General features: G+C 70.3%; 13 protein-coding genes and 1 tRNA gene. 1 reads left to right on the top strand and 13 read right to left on the bottom strand.

Features of this window, described 5'->3' with window-relative positions; genetic code table 11:
• From D8Y23_RS14155 to D8Y23_RS14095, 13 genes are all read right to left on the bottom strand, one after another.
• Window positions 1-176: HPr family phosphocarrier protein (locus tag D8Y23_RS14155; RefSeq protein ID WP_164878254.1), on the bottom strand; the 176-nt coding region annotated here is incomplete at its 3' end.
• A 27-nt stretch (window positions 177-203) separates the two neighbouring features.
• Window positions 204-2261, bottom strand: a complete 2058-nt coding sequence (locus D8Y23_RS14150; protein WP_128218739.1) for a PTS fructose transporter subunit IIABC — start codon at window positions 2259-2261, stop codon at window positions 204-206.
• A gap of 20 nt (window positions 2262-2281) precedes the next feature.
• Window positions 2282-3247 carry a 1-phosphofructokinase family hexose kinase gene (locus tag D8Y23_RS14145; RefSeq protein ID WP_128218738.1) on the bottom strand — a complete coding sequence of 322 codons (966 nt, stop codon included), beginning with the start codon at window positions 3245-3247 and terminating at the stop codon, window positions 2282-2284.
• Window positions 3244-4029, bottom strand: coding sequence for a DeoR/GlpR family DNA-binding transcription regulator (locus D8Y23_RS14140; protein ID WP_205797217.1), 786 nt, complete (start codon window positions 4027-4029; stop codon window positions 3244-3246). Before D8Y23_RS14140 ends, D8Y23_RS14145 begins: the two co-directional genes overlap by 4 nt.
• 279 nt (window positions 4030-4308) lie before the next feature.
• Entirely contained in the window at window positions 4309-4722 is a 414-nt protein-coding gene (locus D8Y23_RS14135; protein ID WP_128218737.1) for a hypothetical protein, read from the bottom strand.
• 152 nt (window positions 4723-4874) lie between these two features.
• Window positions 4875-7994, bottom strand: a complete 3120-nt coding sequence (locus D8Y23_RS14130) for a hypothetical protein (RefSeq protein ID WP_128218736.1) — start codon at window positions 7992-7994, stop codon at window positions 4875-4877.
• 202 nt (window positions 7995-8196) lie between these two features.
• Window positions 8197-8271, bottom strand: a tRNA-Gln gene (locus D8Y23_RS14125).
• A 196-nt stretch (window positions 8272-8467) separates the two neighbouring features.
• Window positions 8468-9982, bottom strand: a complete 1515-nt coding sequence (gene gltX, locus D8Y23_RS14120; protein ID WP_128218735.1) for a glutamate--tRNA ligase — start codon at window positions 9980-9982, stop codon at window positions 8468-8470.
• Window positions 9983-10051: 69 nt separating this feature from the next.
• Window positions 10052-11290, bottom strand: a complete 1239-nt coding sequence (locus tag D8Y23_RS14115) for an MFS transporter (RefSeq protein WP_128218734.1) — start codon at window positions 11288-11290, stop codon at window positions 10052-10054.
• A complete protein-coding gene (locus D8Y23_RS14110) occupies window positions 11283-12050 on the bottom strand; it encodes a fumarylacetoacetate hydrolase family protein (protein WP_128218733.1) in 768 nt (255 codons plus the stop codon). Before D8Y23_RS14110 ends, D8Y23_RS14115 begins: the two co-directional genes overlap by 8 nt.
• A 215-nt stretch (window positions 12051-12265) precedes the next feature.
• Window positions 12266-13372, bottom strand: coding sequence for a branched-chain amino acid aminotransferase (locus tag D8Y23_RS14105; protein ID WP_128218732.1), 1107 nt, complete (start codon window positions 13370-13372; stop codon window positions 12266-12268).
• A gap of 57 nt (window positions 13373-13429) precedes the next feature.
• Window positions 13430-14482: a 3-isopropylmalate dehydrogenase gene (locus D8Y23_RS14100; protein ID WP_128218731.1), complete on the bottom strand. Its 1053-nt coding sequence runs from the start codon at window positions 14480-14482 to the stop codon at window positions 13430-13432.
• A gap of 25 nt (window positions 14483-14507) precedes the next feature.
• A complete protein-coding gene (locus D8Y23_RS14095) occupies window positions 14508-16046 on the bottom strand; it encodes an MFS transporter (protein ID WP_128218730.1) in 1539 nt (512 codons plus the stop codon).
• A gap of 81 nt (window positions 16047-16127) precedes the next feature.
• Between D8Y23_RS14095 and D8Y23_RS14090 the strand changes: the two genes are divergently transcribed.
• The coding region (locus D8Y23_RS14090; protein WP_164878253.1) for a TetR/AcrR family transcriptional regulator at window positions 16128-16462 on the top strand (335 nt) is incomplete at its 3' end.

Below are 16462 nucleotides of genomic sequence, written 5' to 3'. Positions count from 1 at the left end.
CCGTGACCGGCGCCGAGACCCATGAGGGACAGGATGCTGCCGGCGTTGAGGTCGGGACCGCCCTCGGCCGAGATGGTGACGGGCACCTTCTTCTCCTGCACGGCCTGCACGAAGAGCTTCGCGGGGCGGGCGTGGAGACCCGAACTGCTGGCGATGGTGGCCTGACGTTCTGCCATGGTGAATCCTTCCGATTCGACGGGGTCTTAGGCGGCGACGGAGGCAGCGGGAGCGGCCTCGGCGACGACGGCGTCCTTGGTGCTGCGACCGATGCCCTTCAGAGCGACGACGATCAGCGCCGTCACGACGGTACCCGCCACGATTGCGAGGGCAAAACCCCAGAACGGGTTGATCGCGAAGAACACGAAGATGCCGCCGTGCGGGGCGAACGACTGCACGCTCAGCAGCATGCTCAGTCCGCCCGTGATCGCGCCACCGACCATCGACGCGGGGATGACGCGCAGGGGGTCGGCCGCGGCGAAAGGAATGGCGCCCTCGGAGATGAACGAGGCGCCGAGGAGCCACGCGGCCGCCCCGTTCTCGCGCTCGACCGGGGTGAACTTCTGCCGGGCGAGCAGCGTGGAGGCGAGGGCCATGGCCAACGGGGGCACCATCCCGGCGGCCATGACGGCGGCCATGATCAGGTAGGGCGCGGTGTTGGTCTGCGTTGCGGCGGCGAGACCGGTGGTGGCGAAGACGTACGCGACCTTGTTGACCGGGCCACCGAGGTCGAAGCACATCATGAGGCCGAGGATGACGCCCAGCACGATGGCGCCGGCACTGGACGCGGCGAGCGAGGTGAGGCCTTCGGTCAGCGCAGCCATGAGGGCGGCGATCGGACGGCCGAGGAAGAGGATCATCAGGCCGGAGGCGAAGATCGAGCCGAGGAACGGAACGATCACCACCGGCATGAGGCCGCGGAGCCAGCGCGGGGCGTCGAAACGTCCGAGCCACCAGGCGATGAAGCCGGCGAGCAGACCGCCGATGATGCCGCCGATGAAGCCGGCGTTCATCAGCACGGCGACCGCACCCGCGACGAAGCCGGGGGCTATACCGGGGCGATCCGCGATCGCGTAGGCGATGAAGCCCGCGAGAACGGCGACGATGAAGCCCATCGACGTCGCGCCGATCATGAAGGCCACCGAGCCGAGGTACTGGCCGAGTCCGCCGGCCGGGAGGTCCCACAGCGAGTTCTGGATGATGACGTTCGCGGCGTCGTCGGTGACCTGGTACCCACCGAGGAGGAAGCCCAGCGCGATGAGCAGGCCGCCACCGGCGACGAACGGGATCATGTAGCTGACACCGGTGAGCAGCCAACGCTGGATGCGACGACCGACCGACTGCTGCGCGACCGGGGCGGCAGCCGAGGCGCCCGCGGCCGAGCCCGCGACGCGGGCGGCGTTCGGGTTCGCGGCGGCCGCGACGGCCTCGGCGATGAGTTGCGTCGGCTGCTCGATGCCGCGCTTGACCCCCGCACGCACGACGGGCTTGCCGGCGAAGCGCTGGGGTTCGCGCACGTCGACGTCGACCGCGAAGATCACGGCGTCGGCGTCGTCGATGACGCTCTGCGGCAGGGCCTTGTAGCCGCTGGACCCCTGCGGCTCGACGACGAGCTCGACGCCGTCGGTCTCGAGTCCGGCGTTGGTGAGGGCGTCCGCCGCCATGAAGGTGTGGGCGATGCCGGTGGCGCACGCGGTCACGGCGACGATCTTCGTCGTCTTCGTCGCGGTCACGGTGCGGGCCTCGGCGCGCGTCGTCGCGGCTGCACCGGCAGCGGTGGCGGGGGCAGCCGCCGCCGGAGCCGGGGTGGATGCCGGGGTGATGGCGTCCGTGATGATCCGGACCGCGTCACTGGGGGTGGCCGCGTCGCGCAGGCCCCCGGTGAACTCGGGCTTCATGAGGCTCCGGGCCAACTGCGACAGCACCGCGAGGTGCGCCTCGTCGGCTCCGGCGGGGGCCGCGATGAGGAACACGATGTCGGCGGGGCCGTCGGGGGCGCCGAAGTCGACGCCCGGGGTGAGGCGTGCGAACGCGAGAGTGGGCTCGGTGACCGAGGCGCTGCGGGCGTGCGGGATGCCGATGCCGCCGGGGAGGCCGGTCTCGTCCTTCTGCTCGCGAGCCCACGCGTCGTCGAAGAGTTCCTCGGCGCTCGTCGCGCGGCCCTGCGCGACGACACGCTCAGCCAGAGCACGGATGACCGACTGCTTGTCGGTCCCCAGGGGCACGTCGAGGCTGACGAGCTCCGGTGTGATGATGTCGGACATTGTCTGGTGACCTTTCGTGGTCAGTGTGTTGCGGTGGAGGGGGAGAAAACGGTCACGGCGATCGGCCCCGCGGGCAGATCGGCCGGCGTCGGGGCCTGCGTCCCCGGCAGGGTCGCCGCCGCCGCCCCGTAGGCGATGCTGCGGGCGAGTCGATCGGGGGCCGAGGCCCCCTCGAGATCGGCGAGGAGGTAGCCGGCGAGCGAGCTGTCGCCCGCACCGACCGTGCTCGCGACCTGGATCTTCGGCGCGCGTCCGCGCCAGGCGCCATTGGCGGCGAACAGCAGCGCGCCGTCCGCGCCGAGGGTGACGAGGGCGGATGCCACGCGCTCGGGCACCAGCGCGGCCGAGCGCCGCGCCGCCTCGGCGATCACGTCGTCGTCGTCCGCGGCATCCTCGCCGATGAGTTCGGCCAGCTCTTCGTGGTTCGGCTTGATGAGGTCGGGGCGGGCGCTGTGGACCACCGCCGCGAGTGCCGCGCCCGAGGCGTCAACCGCGATCCGCGGTGCGTTCGCGCCCCAGCGGGCGCGGACCGCCGCGATGAGGTCGGCGTAGAACGTGTCGGGGACGCCGGGCGGAAGCGACCCGGCGAGCACGAGCCAGGTCGCGCCCTCGGCCGCGGCGACCACCCCGTCGCTGAGCGCGCGCGCCTCGGCGGGAGACAGTTCGGCACCGGGAAGGTTCAGCTTCGTCGTCTCGCCTCGCGGGTCGGTGATCGTGAGGTTGGCGCGCACGCGACCTGCGACGGGCACCACTTCGAGGTCGACGCCGGCGTCATCGAGCAGCAGGCGGTACGGGTCGTGGTCGTTCACCGGGACGACTGCGCGGGCCGGTGCTCCGGCGGCCGATACGACACGGGCGACGTTGACGCCCTTGCCCCCGGCATCCTCCCGCGACGACTCGGCGCGCTGGACTTCGCCCGGGACGAGCGGGCCGGGCAGCGCGACCGCGCGGTCGGTCGACGGGTTGGCCGTGACGGTGACGATCATGCGACCCGCACCTCCGCGTCGGCGTCCGTCAAGGCCGCGGCGAGCGGTTCGGGCGGGGTCCCGTTCGTCACGAGCACGTCGATCTCGTCGAGGCGTGCGAAACGCACGAGCAGCTCCTCGCCGAACTTGGCGGTGTCGGCGACGACGACGACGCGGCGGGCCGCGCGGATGATCGCGGTCTTCACCGCGGCCTCTTCCGGGTCGGGCGTGCTGAGACCGAAGCCCGCGCTCACACCGTTCGTTCCGACGAAGGCGATGTCGGGACGCAGCTCGCCGATCGAGCGCACGGTGTGCGCACCGACCGCCGCGGCGGTGACCCCGCGGACCTTCCCGCCGATCACCGTGAGGGAGACGCGGTCGTCGCCGGCGAGGATGTGAGCCGCCTCGAGCGAGTGCGTGACGATCTCGACCGCTCCGGCGCTGTCACCGAGCACGAGCGGGAGCTCCGCCGCGACGGCCGCGGGGGTCGTGCCGGCGTCGATGAAGATCGAGCCACGGAATCCCGGGGTGAGCAGCCGAGCCGCCTCGATGCCGATGGCGCGTTTGGCCTCGCCCTGGCGCAGCCGGCGCTCGGAGAGCGACACCTCGGTGGTGCTGGCGCGGTCGATTCCCACGGCGCCGCCGTGGACGCGGCGCAGGGAACCCGTCTGCTCGAGGCGATCGAGGTCACGCCGAACGGTCTCGGTGGTGACGTCGAAACGACGGGCGAGGTCGACGACGCTGACGCGTCCGATCTCGCGCAGTTCGCGCTCGATGAGCTGCTGGCGCTCCATTGCGTACACGGGATCCCCTTCGAAGATTCCCACACGATACAACACAAAGCCACACACAGCAACGCATAGGTGGCCAAGAACCACCTCATCGCAACCCTGGAGGTCGGACGGTGGGCCGCGGCCCGTTGTCCGAGGGCATCCGGAAGCAGCCCGCGTCGGGGAAAGACCGAGGGGAGGTCGAGGTCTACCGGGCGCGGGCGCGGGTGCGGACGGACGCGGTCACGGGCCGCCCGGCGATCGTGTTCGCTGGGCCGCTGGCACCCTGGAACGTCGCCGTCGGGGCGCCGATCAGGGGGCGACGACCGAGATGGTGAAGGTGATCTCGCGGCCGTCGGGCGCGGTGAGCGTCGCTCCCGTCGACCCGACGGCGCGCGCTTCGAAACCGGGCCGGAACGTGGCTCCCTCGTCGGAGCCGCCCGCGGAGAACTCGGCGACGTCGACGTCGTCCGTCGTTCCGCGCCACTGATCCTCGGTGCCGTCCGGAACGCTGACGACGAGAGCGGTTCCGACAACGACGGCCACATCGGTGCCGTCCAGCTCCCCCGGAGACACGATCGTCGGCGGGAGGGCCTGCAAGCCGCCGTCGGTCTCGGCGGTCGGGGATGCACCGGCGGGCTGGGCCGGATCAGTGGATGCCGCACACCCGGTCGTGACGAGGACGAGCGCGAGGAGCGCGCCAAGGGCGAAGGGCGAGCGATTCACGGGGACCTTCTCTCGGGACGAAGCCGCACCCGGATGCTATCGCGCTGCGCCGTGCTCGCCGATAGACGATCCGGAGCGTCTGACGCACCCGGCTGTCCAGCCCGGCGGTCGTCAGCGCGCCTCACCGCCGTCGTGGACGCGGCGCGCGCAGCTCAGTGCCCGCGACGTCGTCGTGCTCCCACGGTGAGGGCCGCGCCCGCGCCCGCGAGGATCGTTCCGCCCAGTGCGGCGAGAATCCACAGCGTTCCGTCCACTCCGGTGAGAGGGAGTCTCGCGGATCCCGCGTCGGCGCGAGCGGGGCCGGGCGTAGCGGTAGCTGACGGACTGCTCGATGGGGTCCCTGAAGGGGAGACGGTGGGCGTAGGCGTGGGGGTGGGTGTCGGTGCGGCGGCCCGCACGCGCACAATGGCCTGCTGCACGCGCGCCGACCCGGCGCCCTCGACACGGACATCCGTCGCGCCGAGAGCGGTGTCGGCCGAAACCACCGTCTCGATGACGGCCGTCCCGTCCGTCCCGGCGATGACCGACGGGAGCGTCACTCCCCCGAAAGTCGGGATCACGGCTTCGCCGACTCGAAAGCCCGTGGCCGTCAGCGTGACCGTCTCGCCGCGCCGAGGCTCGTCATCCGAGGCCGCTAGCAGCCCCGGCGTGCGCGACGCGGCCAGTTCGGCGCATGGGTCCCCCTGGGCACCGAACGCCGGGACGGGTTGCTCTCCGTCCCCTTCGACCCCATCGTCTTCGCGGACCAGGATGCCGGAGAAGTCTCCCGCCCCGGAGACGGCCGTCTCGCTCGTCGTCACGGCGGTACCCGCGATCGCGACGGCCACGCCCGACGGGTCCTCGTTGCCGACGATCCGGACCGGCACCTTCAGGCACGTCTGACCCGGCGCGAACGTCACCCGCTGAACGCCGAATTCGGCGGGAGGCGCACCCTCACCCGGGCCCGGGCCGACGCCGACGTACGCGCTCACCGGTGCGGTCGAGGCGCGGTCGAGCCACACCGCGACCTCGGCCGTCCACGACTGCGCACGCTCTTCCACCCGCGTCTCCGCCATGCTGACCGCGGAGCGCGAGATCACCGCGGGCGTTCCCGCCGACGGCGTCTCGAAAGCGAAGTCTGAGAGGTAGACCTCGCCCCACGGGACGCCGTCTGTTCCGATCTGCCCCTGGAGGCGCACTTCGCGAATGTCGCTGAGGTCGATTCCGACGACCTCGTCCAGAGGCCACGTGACCTGCTGCAGAACGACCTTGTCGAGGGCCGGCGCGCCCGCGGGCATCCGCTGAACCGCGCGAACGTTCAACGACGACACCGTCGTCGAGTAGTCGAAGCCATCGCCGTCGACGAGCGTGATCATGAGGTCGGTTCCGAACGCGACCTCGTCCCCCGGCGCCATCTTCACCGTCACCTGCGCCCGGTCGCGGACATCCCGCTGGGCATCCGGCACAGCGATTCGGAGCACCACATCGTCGGGGTTCTGCCATTGGAACCGCGTGGCCGGGAACAGCGGGACCAAGGGCGCCAGGAAAGAAGGATTCCAGTGCGGGACCTGCGCGTCGCTGCGGCTCGAGCACTGGGGGCGGTTCGCCAGAATCATGGCGCCCTCGCACACCTCAGCGATGGCGTCGCCCTCGACCACGACCTGAGCGCCTCCCCCCGCGAAATCGGTCACGAGGTCGGCGACCGACCGGGACTGCGTCGCATTCACGCGGATGTCGGCGAATGTCGTGAGGTTCGTCGTCGGGGCCACCGATCCATCGACGATCCCCTGATACGCCAGTTCGCCCCCGAGCGTGAAGCGGAAGAAGCCCGCCATGAGCGTGGCACCGACCTGGTACTGCTCGACCGCCGTGAGACGTGACGGGTCAGCGGTGGCGCAGGCCGATGTCGTGTCATCCGGATCCCAATCGTCCGCGCCACCCACGGGGTAGGTCCCCGGCGTCCACACCGAATTGAAGAAGTTGTGGTTCGCTCCCATCACCCAGGCGGCCGAACGCAGCACGTCGTCGCCGAAAGCCCGGCGCGAGTCATCGAGGTACTTCTGACCCTGTTGGTCGGCGACATCGCCGTCGCAGTAGGGCAGGACGGTCATGGTGGTGACGTCGGACAGGGTGCGTCGCGCGAAATCCGTCGGAGCGAGCGGAAGCACGGACAGGATGCCGAAGGGTTCTGCCGCGGCGGCATTGAGCTGCGCGGCCGCGACGACGCCTTCGCCGCCACGAGAGTGGCCCATGAGACCCACCCGGCTCAGATCGAAACGGCCCTCGAGGTCGCCCGCCGACAGCCCCGATGGAGTCGCGGGCTGATCGGCGCGTTCTACCGCACGGGCCAGTGCTTCATCGAACGTCCTGTTGACCGATGCGCCGCCGCCGGGCCGGTCTTCGAACGAGATCGGTTCGCCTTTGTCGAGCCGGTCGAGCATCTGAAGGGTGTCAAGAACGAGCCGGCCGCGCGCCTGAGCACCCTGGTCGAGGGTGAGCTCGGCATCCGTCGCGTTGATCGCGTTCGCCGAGATGGAGACCACGTTGTACCCGTGGGACGCGAGGGAGCGCGCGGTGTTCTCGTAGCCGAGGTACGAGCGGACCACCATCTCATCGCTCGCGCACGGCCACGCGAGATCCGCCTCGCCCGAGGCGGCGTCGCCGCACGTGACATGCCGACCGTGTTCCAGCAGCACGACCGGACGGGCGCCGACGGCGCCACTGAGGTAGAGCTTCCCGACCACCTCGCCGCGGGTGCCCCGGTACCCGGCGAGGTCGATCGTCTGGTCGCCGAAGTCGTACTCGGCCTCACGGACCGCGTACGAACCGGTCTCCGACGGGTCGACGACCGGGATCGTGGGCGCCCCCTTCTGCTGATCCGGCGCGTCGCTCGGGGGCCGAGGCGCGCGACGCTCACCGCGTTGCCCGGAGCCCTCCTCGCCAGCCTTCGGTCCCGAGCCGGACGCCCAGCCCTTCACGACCTCGCGGGCGGAGGCAACTCGCGCGTCGGACGTGGTGATCGTCAGCGAGCGCCCGCGGTCGGAGGTACGCGCGATACCCAGCGGCTTTCCGTCGACCATGATCGTCGGCGCGTCACTGACGACCGGGAGGGGCCGATCGAGTCGCAGGGTGACGGTGTATCCGCCGGGGGCCCGCTCCACCGTCCAGTTCTCGCCCGACGCGACGAGGACGTCGTCCGGCGTCTGTGCGGAGGCGGGCCCGGCGACGGCACCGGTCAGGAGCAGGGTGAGGATGACGATCAGGGCGAGCTGTCGCCGGGGGTGTGAGGGCATCGGGGCGGCTCCATCGGCGAGGGGCGAGCAAACCGGGAGACCACGCCGATCCCCCCAGGTCACGTGACGCTTCGTAGTAAAGCAGATCGCTGGGCGGCGAGACGAGAAACAGGTTTGACCTCAGCCCGAAGAGCGACAGGACGAGACCAGAAAACGACGAAAACCCGGCGGACCGCTGAGCGATCGACCGGGTTTGTCTGAGTGGCTGGGGTACCTGGACTCGAACCAAGAACAACGGAACCAGAAACCGCCGTGTTGCCAATTACACCATACCCCAAGGCGCTGAACCGAAGTTCGTGCCGAGGATCAAGCTTACGTGACGTGGACCCGAGCGCCAAACCGGCGCCCGCTCGCGCGCGTCGCGGGCTTCCGCAGTCGCGGCTTCAGTGTCCAGAACACGCGGATGCCAGGGTGTGGCATCCGCGTGTTCTGGACACTCGGCGCGGACGATGCGCCGGGAGCGCGCCGGGGCGTCAGCCCAGGTGCTGCACCAGGGCGTCGAGGCGGCGGAGGGTCGCGGCCTTGCCGAGCAGCTCCATCGACTCGAACAGCGGCGGCGACACGCGGCGGCCGGTCAGCGCGACACGCGGCGGACCGTAGGCCACACGCGGCTTGAGCCCGAGCTCGTCGACGAGCGCGCGCGACAGCGCCTCCTGCACGGCGGCGGCGGTGAACTCCTCCTCGGGCACGAGCTCCAGCGCGCCCACGGAAGCGACGAGCACCTCCCCCGCGTTCGCGGGCAGCCCCTTCAGCGCATCCTCCGCGTACGACACCTCGTCGACGAACAGGAAGCCGAGCATGCCGGGAACCTCGCCCAGCAGCTGCACGCGCTCCTGCACGAGAGGCGCGGCGGCGGCGATGATCGCGCGATGCTCCTCGGACGGCACTTCCGCGATGTACCCGGCGCCGGCGAGGTACGGAACGATTCGGGCGGCGAAGTCATCGGCATCCAGCATCCGGATGTGGTCGCCGTTGATCGCCTCCGCCTTCTTCTGGTCGAAGCGGGCGGGGTTCGGGTTGACGTCGGCGATGTCGAACGACGCGATCATCTCGTCGAGCGAGAACACGTCGCGGTCGCTCGACAGCGACCACCCGAGCAGCGACAGGTAGTTGAGCAGCCCCTCGTGGATGAAGCCCTTCTCGCGCTGCAGGAACAGGTCGGCCTGCGGATCGCGCTTCGAGAGCTTCTTGTTGCCCGTCTCGCCGAGCACGAGCGGCATGTGTCCGAAGCGCGGGATGTACGTCGTCACCCCGGCATCCAGGAGAGCGCGGTAGAGCGCAAGCTGCCGGGCGGTCGAAGGCATGAGGTCTTCGCCGCGGATGACGTGGGTGATGCCCATGAGCGCGTCGTCGACGGGGTTCACGAACGTGTACAGCGGGATGCCACCGGCTCGAACGATCACGAAATCGGGGAACGAACCCGCGGGGAACGTGACCTCGCCGCGGATGAGGTCGACGAACGCCAGGTCTTCGTCGGGCACGCGCACGCGCCACGCGGGCTCGCGCCCCTCGGCGCGGAACGCCGCCTTCTGCTCGTCCGTGAGGTCGCGGTCGTAGTTGTCGTAGCCGAGCTGCTTCGCGCGGCCGTTGGCCTCGTTTCGCGCATCGATCTCCTCCGCGGTGGAGTAGCTCTCGTACACCGCGCCAGCGGCGATCAGCTTGTCGAGCACCTCACGGTAGATCTCGTGGCGCTGCGACTGCCGGTACGGGGCGTGCGGCCCGCCGACCTCGACGCCCTCGTCCCAGTCGATGTTCATCCAGCGCAGCGCCTCGAGTAGCTGCTGGTAGCTTTCCTCGCTGTCGCGGGCGGCATCGGTGTCTTCGATGCGGAAGACCAGCTTGCCGCCGTTGTGGCGCGCGTAGGCCCAGTTGAACAGGACGGTGCGGATGAGACCGACGTGCGGCAACCCCGTCGGGGACGGGCAGAACCGAACGCGAACGTCGGCGCCGGTGGCGGTCGTGGTGCGGGGATCGGGCGTGGCAGACATCCCCTCGATCCTACTCGGCGGCGCTCGCCCGCCCCCGGGCGTGTTCGGCCCCGCGGGACCACCGTGCCGTCAGCGTCGTCGTGTGACCGCGACCGCGCCGAGACAGACGGCCGCCACCGGCACGAGCGCCCAGAGCGCGAGTCCGCCGTATCCCGCAGCCCCCAGGATGACGCCCGCGAGCACCGACCCCACCGCCGCGCTCGCCGTCATCAGGGTGTCGCTGCGCCCCTGGCGGCGCGGGCGCGCGGCGAGCGGCGTCGCCTCGGTGAGCAGAGCCGAGCCCGCGACGGTCGCGGCGCTCCAGCCGAGGCCGAGCAGCACGAGAGCGACGAGGACGCCGGCCTGCGACCACGGCAGAGTCCCGGCGATGGCCAGCGCGGCGGCGAGCAGCACCTGGCCCAGGATGACCACGGCGATCCGCCCGACCCGGTCGGCCAGGATGCCGAACACCGGGGACAGCCCGTACATGCCGAACACGTGCAGCGCGATCGTCACCCCGACGGCGAGGGTCACGGCATCCGGAGCGACGATATGCGACAGGTGCACGGGCGTCATCGCCATCACGGATGCCATGGTCACGTGCGATGCGGCGATGGCGAACATCGCGTAACGGGCGAGGGCGGGCCGGTCGACCACCGCATCGACGTCGACCGTCGCCGCGCTCTCGCGATCACGACGCTGCGCGAGGAGCAAGGGGTCGGGCCGAAGGACGAGGACGTAGAGCGCCAGGGCACACGCCTGCGCCGCGAACGAGAAGAGGTAGGCACCGGTGAGGCGCGGCATCCCGATGCCGGCCCCGAGAACCTCGCCGGGCGCGAGTAGCAGAGGCCCGACCACGCCGCCGACCGTGGTCGCCCAGACGACCGTCGCCAGGTCCCTGCCCCGCCGCGCCGTCGTCGCGAGGTCGGTCGCCGCGAAACGCGCCTGCAGGGTGCCCGCGTTTCCGGCGCCGATCAGAGCGATCCCCACGAGCAGGAGCGGAAAGACCCGCAGGGCAGCGGCGAGGATCACGACCGCGATCCCGACGAGCGCGGCGACGTTCCCGATGCTGAGCGCGAAGCGGCGTCCGCGGGCCGCCGCAAGACGCGCGAGCGGGATGGCCGTCAGAGCGGCTCCCAGCGTGACGGCTGCGGTCGCGAAACCGGACAGCGCCTCCTGCCCGGAGAGGTCGGCGGCGAGCAGCGCTCCGAGCGACAGGGTCGATCCGAACGCGACCCCCGTGAGCACCTGCCCCGACGCGAGGACGCGGACCGTGCGGCGCTGGACGAGCGTGACGTCGACCGCCGCGCCCGCCGTGGACTCAGGCATCGCGCACGGTGTTGCGCAGCACTCCGATCCCGGTGACCTCGACCTCGACGGTGTCGCCCGCGACGAACGGGCCGATGCCCGCCGGGGTCCCGGTCAGGATCAGGTCGCCGGGCAGCAGCGTGAACACCGACGAGGCGTACGCGATGAGGTCGGGCACCGAGTGGATCATGTCGGTCATCGGGCCGTTCTGCCGCACCTCGCCGTTGACGCGCGTCGTGATGATCGCGGCATCCGTGTCGAGGTCCGTCTCGATGACCGGCCCGACCGGACAGAAGGTGTCGAAGCCCTTCGCTCGCGTCCACTGCCCGTCGGACTTCTGCAGGTCTCGCGCGGTGACGTCGTTCGCGACGGTGTAGCCGAAGACGTAGTCGAGGGCGCGCTCGGCGGGAACGTTCTTGGCGATGCGCCCGATGACCACGGCGACCTCGCCCTCGTAGTCGGTGCGCGAGCTGAGGGCCGTGGGACGCACGATGACGTCGTCCGGACCGATCACCGACGTATTGGGCTTGAGGAACATCAGCGGTTCGGCCGGGGCCTCGCCACCCATCTCGGCGGCGTGGTCGTGGTAGTTCTTGCCAATGCACACGACCTTCGACCGCGGGATGACGGGAGCGAGGAGCGTCACCTCCGACAGCGGAATCCGCTCCCCCGTCGTCTCGAAGCCCGCGAACAGCGGGTCGCCGGCGAGGACGACGAGTTCGACGTCGTCGACGATGCCGTAGCGGAGGGTGTCCTGGTGGCTGAACCGAGCGATCTTCACCGCTTCAGCCTAACGGGGGCCTCGGACGTGGCATCCAGGGTTCTGCTCCGCCGTGACGCGACCGCGCCTTCCTCGCCGCAACGAACGCGATCCACGCGGGGAAACGGCCTGCCGTCGCGTTTCGGACCGTGGCTCGCGTTCATCGGGGGCTCGTGCCGACGCGCACGAACGACGAAGGGGCCCCCTGCGCGGGGACCCCTTCGTGGCGGACGCGGTCAGGCGTCGAGGCGGTACAGCCAGCCGTGCTTGTCCTCGACGCGGCCGTACTGGATGTCGGTCAGCTCCTGACGCAGCTCCAGGGCGAGGGTGCCCGTGGGCTGCTCGTCGATGAAGTCTTTGCCCTTGAGCGTGCCGATCGGGGTGACGACGGCGGCGGTACCGCACGCGAACACCTCGACGATGTCTCCGGATGCCACGCCCTCGCGCCACTCGGTGAGCGAGACGTTGCGCCCGACCACGTGGTGACCCCGGTCGCGGGCGAGCTGCAGGAGCGAGTCGCGCGTGATGCCCTCGAGGATCGAGTCGGACTGCGGGGTGACGAGCGTGCCGTCCTTGTACACGAACACGACGTTCATGCCGCCGAGCTCTTCGATGTTGCGATCCTGGTCGAGGAAGACGACCTGGTCGCACTCGTTCTCGTAGGCCTCCGACTGGGGCAGCAGGCTCGCCGCGTAGTTGCCGCCGGTCTTGGCCGCGCCGGTGCCGCCCTTGCCGGCACGCGAGTAGTCCTCGCTGAGCCAGATCGAAACGGGCTGCACGCCACCCTTGAAGTACGCGCCCGCGGGGCTGGCGATCAGGTAGTACGCCACCTTGTGCGCGGGACGGACGCCGAGGAAGGCCTCCTTCGCGAACATGAACGGGCGCAGGTAGAGGCTCTGATCGGCACCTGCCGGTACCCAGGCACCGTCGACCGCGATGAGCTCGCGCAGCGATTGCAGAAAGTACGGCACGGGCAGCTCGGGCAGCGCGAGGCGACGCGCGGAGCGCTGCAGCCGGCGACCGTTCTGGTCGGGGCGGAAGGTGTGGATGGAGCCGTCCGCGTGACGGTACGCCTTGATCCCCTCGAAGATCTCCTGGCCGTAGTGGAGGACCGCGGCCGCGGGGTCGAGCGAGATCGGACCGTACGGCGAGACGCGGGGGCGATGCCACCCCCCGCGGACCGACCAGCAGACGTCGACCATGTGGTCGGTGAAGTTCTGCCCGAAGCCCGGGTTGGCGAGGATCTCATCGCGCTGCGCGGCGCTCTTCGCGGCGAGGTTGCGGGTGACGGCGAACTCGAGAGGGTCGAGTCCGGTGTCGGGGTCGGTGTCGATGGTCGTCATGGTCTCTTTCACACGGTGTCGGGGGCGCGGGCGGCGGCGCGTGCCGATCGGTCCAGGTTACGCCCGGACGCGTTCGGCGATCGCGTCGCCGATCTGCGCGGTGCTGCGCGGGGTGGCATCCCGGGTCGCGATGTCGTCTTCGACCGCGCGGGTGACGCGGGCGGCTTCGTCGGAGAGCCCGAGGTGATCGAGCAGGAGGGCGACGGAGAGGATCGCGGCCGTGGGATCGGCCTTCTGGGTGCCCGCGATGTCGGGCGCCGATCCGTGGACGGGCTCGAACATCGAAGGGAACGCGCCGTCGGGATTGATGTTGCCCGATGCGGCGAGGCCGATGCCACCGGTGACGGCGCCGGCCAGGTCGGTCAGGATGTCGCCGAAGAGGTTGTCGGTGACGATGACGTCGAAGCGGCTCGGGTTCGTGACCAGGAAGATGGTGGCCGCGTCGACGTGCAGGTAGTCTACGTCGACCTCGGGGAACTCGGATGCCACGGCATCGACGATGCGCTTCCACATGCCGCCCGCGTGCACGAGCACGTTGGTCTTGTGCACGAGCGTGAGCGTGTGGCGGCGGCGCTCCGCCAGGGCGAAGGCGTAGCGGACGACGCGCTCGATCCCGTAGGCGGTGTTGACCGACGTCTCGTTCGCGACCTCGTGCGGAGTACCGCGGCGGATCGAGCCGCCGTTACCGACGTAGGGCCCCTCGGTACCCTCACGGACGACCACGAAGTCGATGTCGCCGGGGTTCGCGAGCGGACCGGCGGCTCCGGGGTAGAGCTTCGACGGGCGGAGGTTGACGTAGTGGTCGAGCTCGAACCGCAGCTTCAGCAGGAGTCCGCGCTCGATGTTCGCGTCCGTCAACCGCGGGTCGCCGGGCACTCCCCCGACGGCCCCCAGAAGGATCGCGTCGTGTTCGGCGATTGCGGCCAGGTCGGCGTCGGTGAGCGTGTCGCCCGTCTCGAGGTACCGCCCGGCGCCGAGGGAGAACGGCGTCTTCTCGAACGTCACACCGGACTCGGCGGTGACGGCGTCCAGGACCTTCACCGCCTCGGTGACGACCTCGGGACCGATGCCGTCACCGGGGATGACAGCCAGTTTGACGACGCGCGACATCGCACTCCTCAGCGATCAGGGCACGTCACTTCGTCGACGCGCCGCGGGTTCCTCCCAGGGTAGTGCCCGCGATGACAGCCGCCACGACGATCAGACCCGCGCCGATCAGTGCCGTGACGACGACACCGGAATCGAAGGCGTGGGCGGCGGCGAGGCGCAGCGACTCCGCCAGGGCGGCGTCATCGAGCGTGTGGGAGACGGCGACCGCACCCGCGAGCGTCTCGCGGGCCGCGTCGGCCGCGGCATCCGGGAGTCCGGCCGGCAGGACGAGCTGCGCCCGGTAGAAAGCGGCCAGGATGCCACCGAGGACGGCGGTGCCGAGGACCGCACCGATTTCGTACGCCGTCTCGGACACGGCGCTCGCGGCTCCAGCTTTCGCCGGCGGGGCGCTGGAGAGGATGAGTTCGTTCGAAACGGTCTCGGCGGCCCCGATCCCGATACCAAGGAGACCGAAGGCGATGATCAGCAGCGCGAGGTCGGAGGTCGACAGCGAGACCATGACATAGGCCACCGCCGAGAAGCTGAGGGCCACGGGCACCACGATGCGCGGCGGGTACCGCTTGGCGACCGGCACGACCGCCAACCCCGACACGATCATGAGGACGAGACCGGGCACGAGCGCGAAGCCCGCGACCATCGGCGTCAGGCCGACCACAAGTTGCAGATGCTGCGCGACGAAGTAGAGGAAGCCGACCAGTCCGACCACACTGAGCAGATTGACCAGGATGGCGCCCGAGAACGTGCCCCGACGGAACAGGGTCATGTCGAGCATCGGCGTCGGCAGCGCACGCTGACGGCGGACGAAGAGCCAGCCGAAAGCGACTCCCGCCGCGAAGAGCACACCGACGATGAGCGTCGGTCCGTCGACCGCGAGCTTCTTGATGCCGTAGACGATGGGCACCATCGTCGCGAGCGAGAGCAGCACGCTAAGCGGGTCGAAACGCCCGGGCGCCGGATCACGGCTCTCGGGCACGAAGAACGGGGCCAGGACGAGCAGCGGGATCAGCACCGGCACCGCCATGAGGAAGACCGAGCCCCACGTGAAGTGCTCGAGCAGGAACCCGCCGACGATCGGCCCGAGCGCAGCGCCCGCGGAGAACCCCGACGCCCAGACGGCGATCGCGAGTCGCCGCTGATCGCGATCGCGGAAGATGCTGCGCAGGAGAGACAGCGTGGACGGCATGAGCATCGCGCCGAAAACACCCATCAGCGCGCGGCCGGCGATCAACAGCGCGGCGGTGGGGGCGAAAGCCGACAGCGCCGAGACGACCGCGAATCCCGTCGCACCGATGAGGAGCAGACGACGACGCCCGAAGCGGTCGCCCAGCGTGCCCATCGTGACGAGGAGTCCGGCGAGCACCAGCGGGTACACGTCGATGATCCAGAGCTGCTCGATGCTGGAAGGCTGCAGCGACAGCGCGATCTCGGGCAGAGCGAAGCTCAGCACCGTGTTGTCGACCGAGACGAGCAGCACCGGCAGCATGAGCACCGCCAACGCGAACCACCCGCGCCAGCCGGCGCGGGGGGCATTGATCTCTTGAGTGGGCAACGACGAGGTGAGCATGCTTCCGAGTTCCGTTTCTAAACCGTCCAGCCGGTATAGTAACAGAATCGACACACCACCCGCCAGTACGATCGAGAAGCCATGAGCCGACCTCCTCTCGCCCGCGACGCCGTCCTCGACGCGTTCACGCGCATTCTCGTCGACGAGGGCGAACGCGCGGCGACGATGGATGCCACGGCCCGCGCCGCCGGAGTGAGCAAGGGCGGTCTGCTTTATCACTTCAATTCCAAGAGCGCGCTCGAGGAGGCGCTCGTGAAGAGGCTCGAGACCCTCGCCCAGCAGGACGTGGACGACATCGAGAACTCCGCCGAGGGCGTCGTCGCCGCTCACCTGCGGTCGTCGCAGAACACGGGTTCGCCGCTCGACGTCACGATCCTCGCGGTCTCCCGGCTCGCACAGAACGGCAGCGACGCGGC

Source organism: Microbacterium enclense, from assembly GCF_004022425.1.
GTDB lineage: Bacteria > Actinomycetota > Actinomycetes > Actinomycetales > Microbacteriaceae > Microbacterium > Microbacterium enclense_A.
The sequence above is the reverse complement of the archived record's forward strand: the minus strand, read 5'-3'. Positions and strand labels throughout refer to the sequence as shown.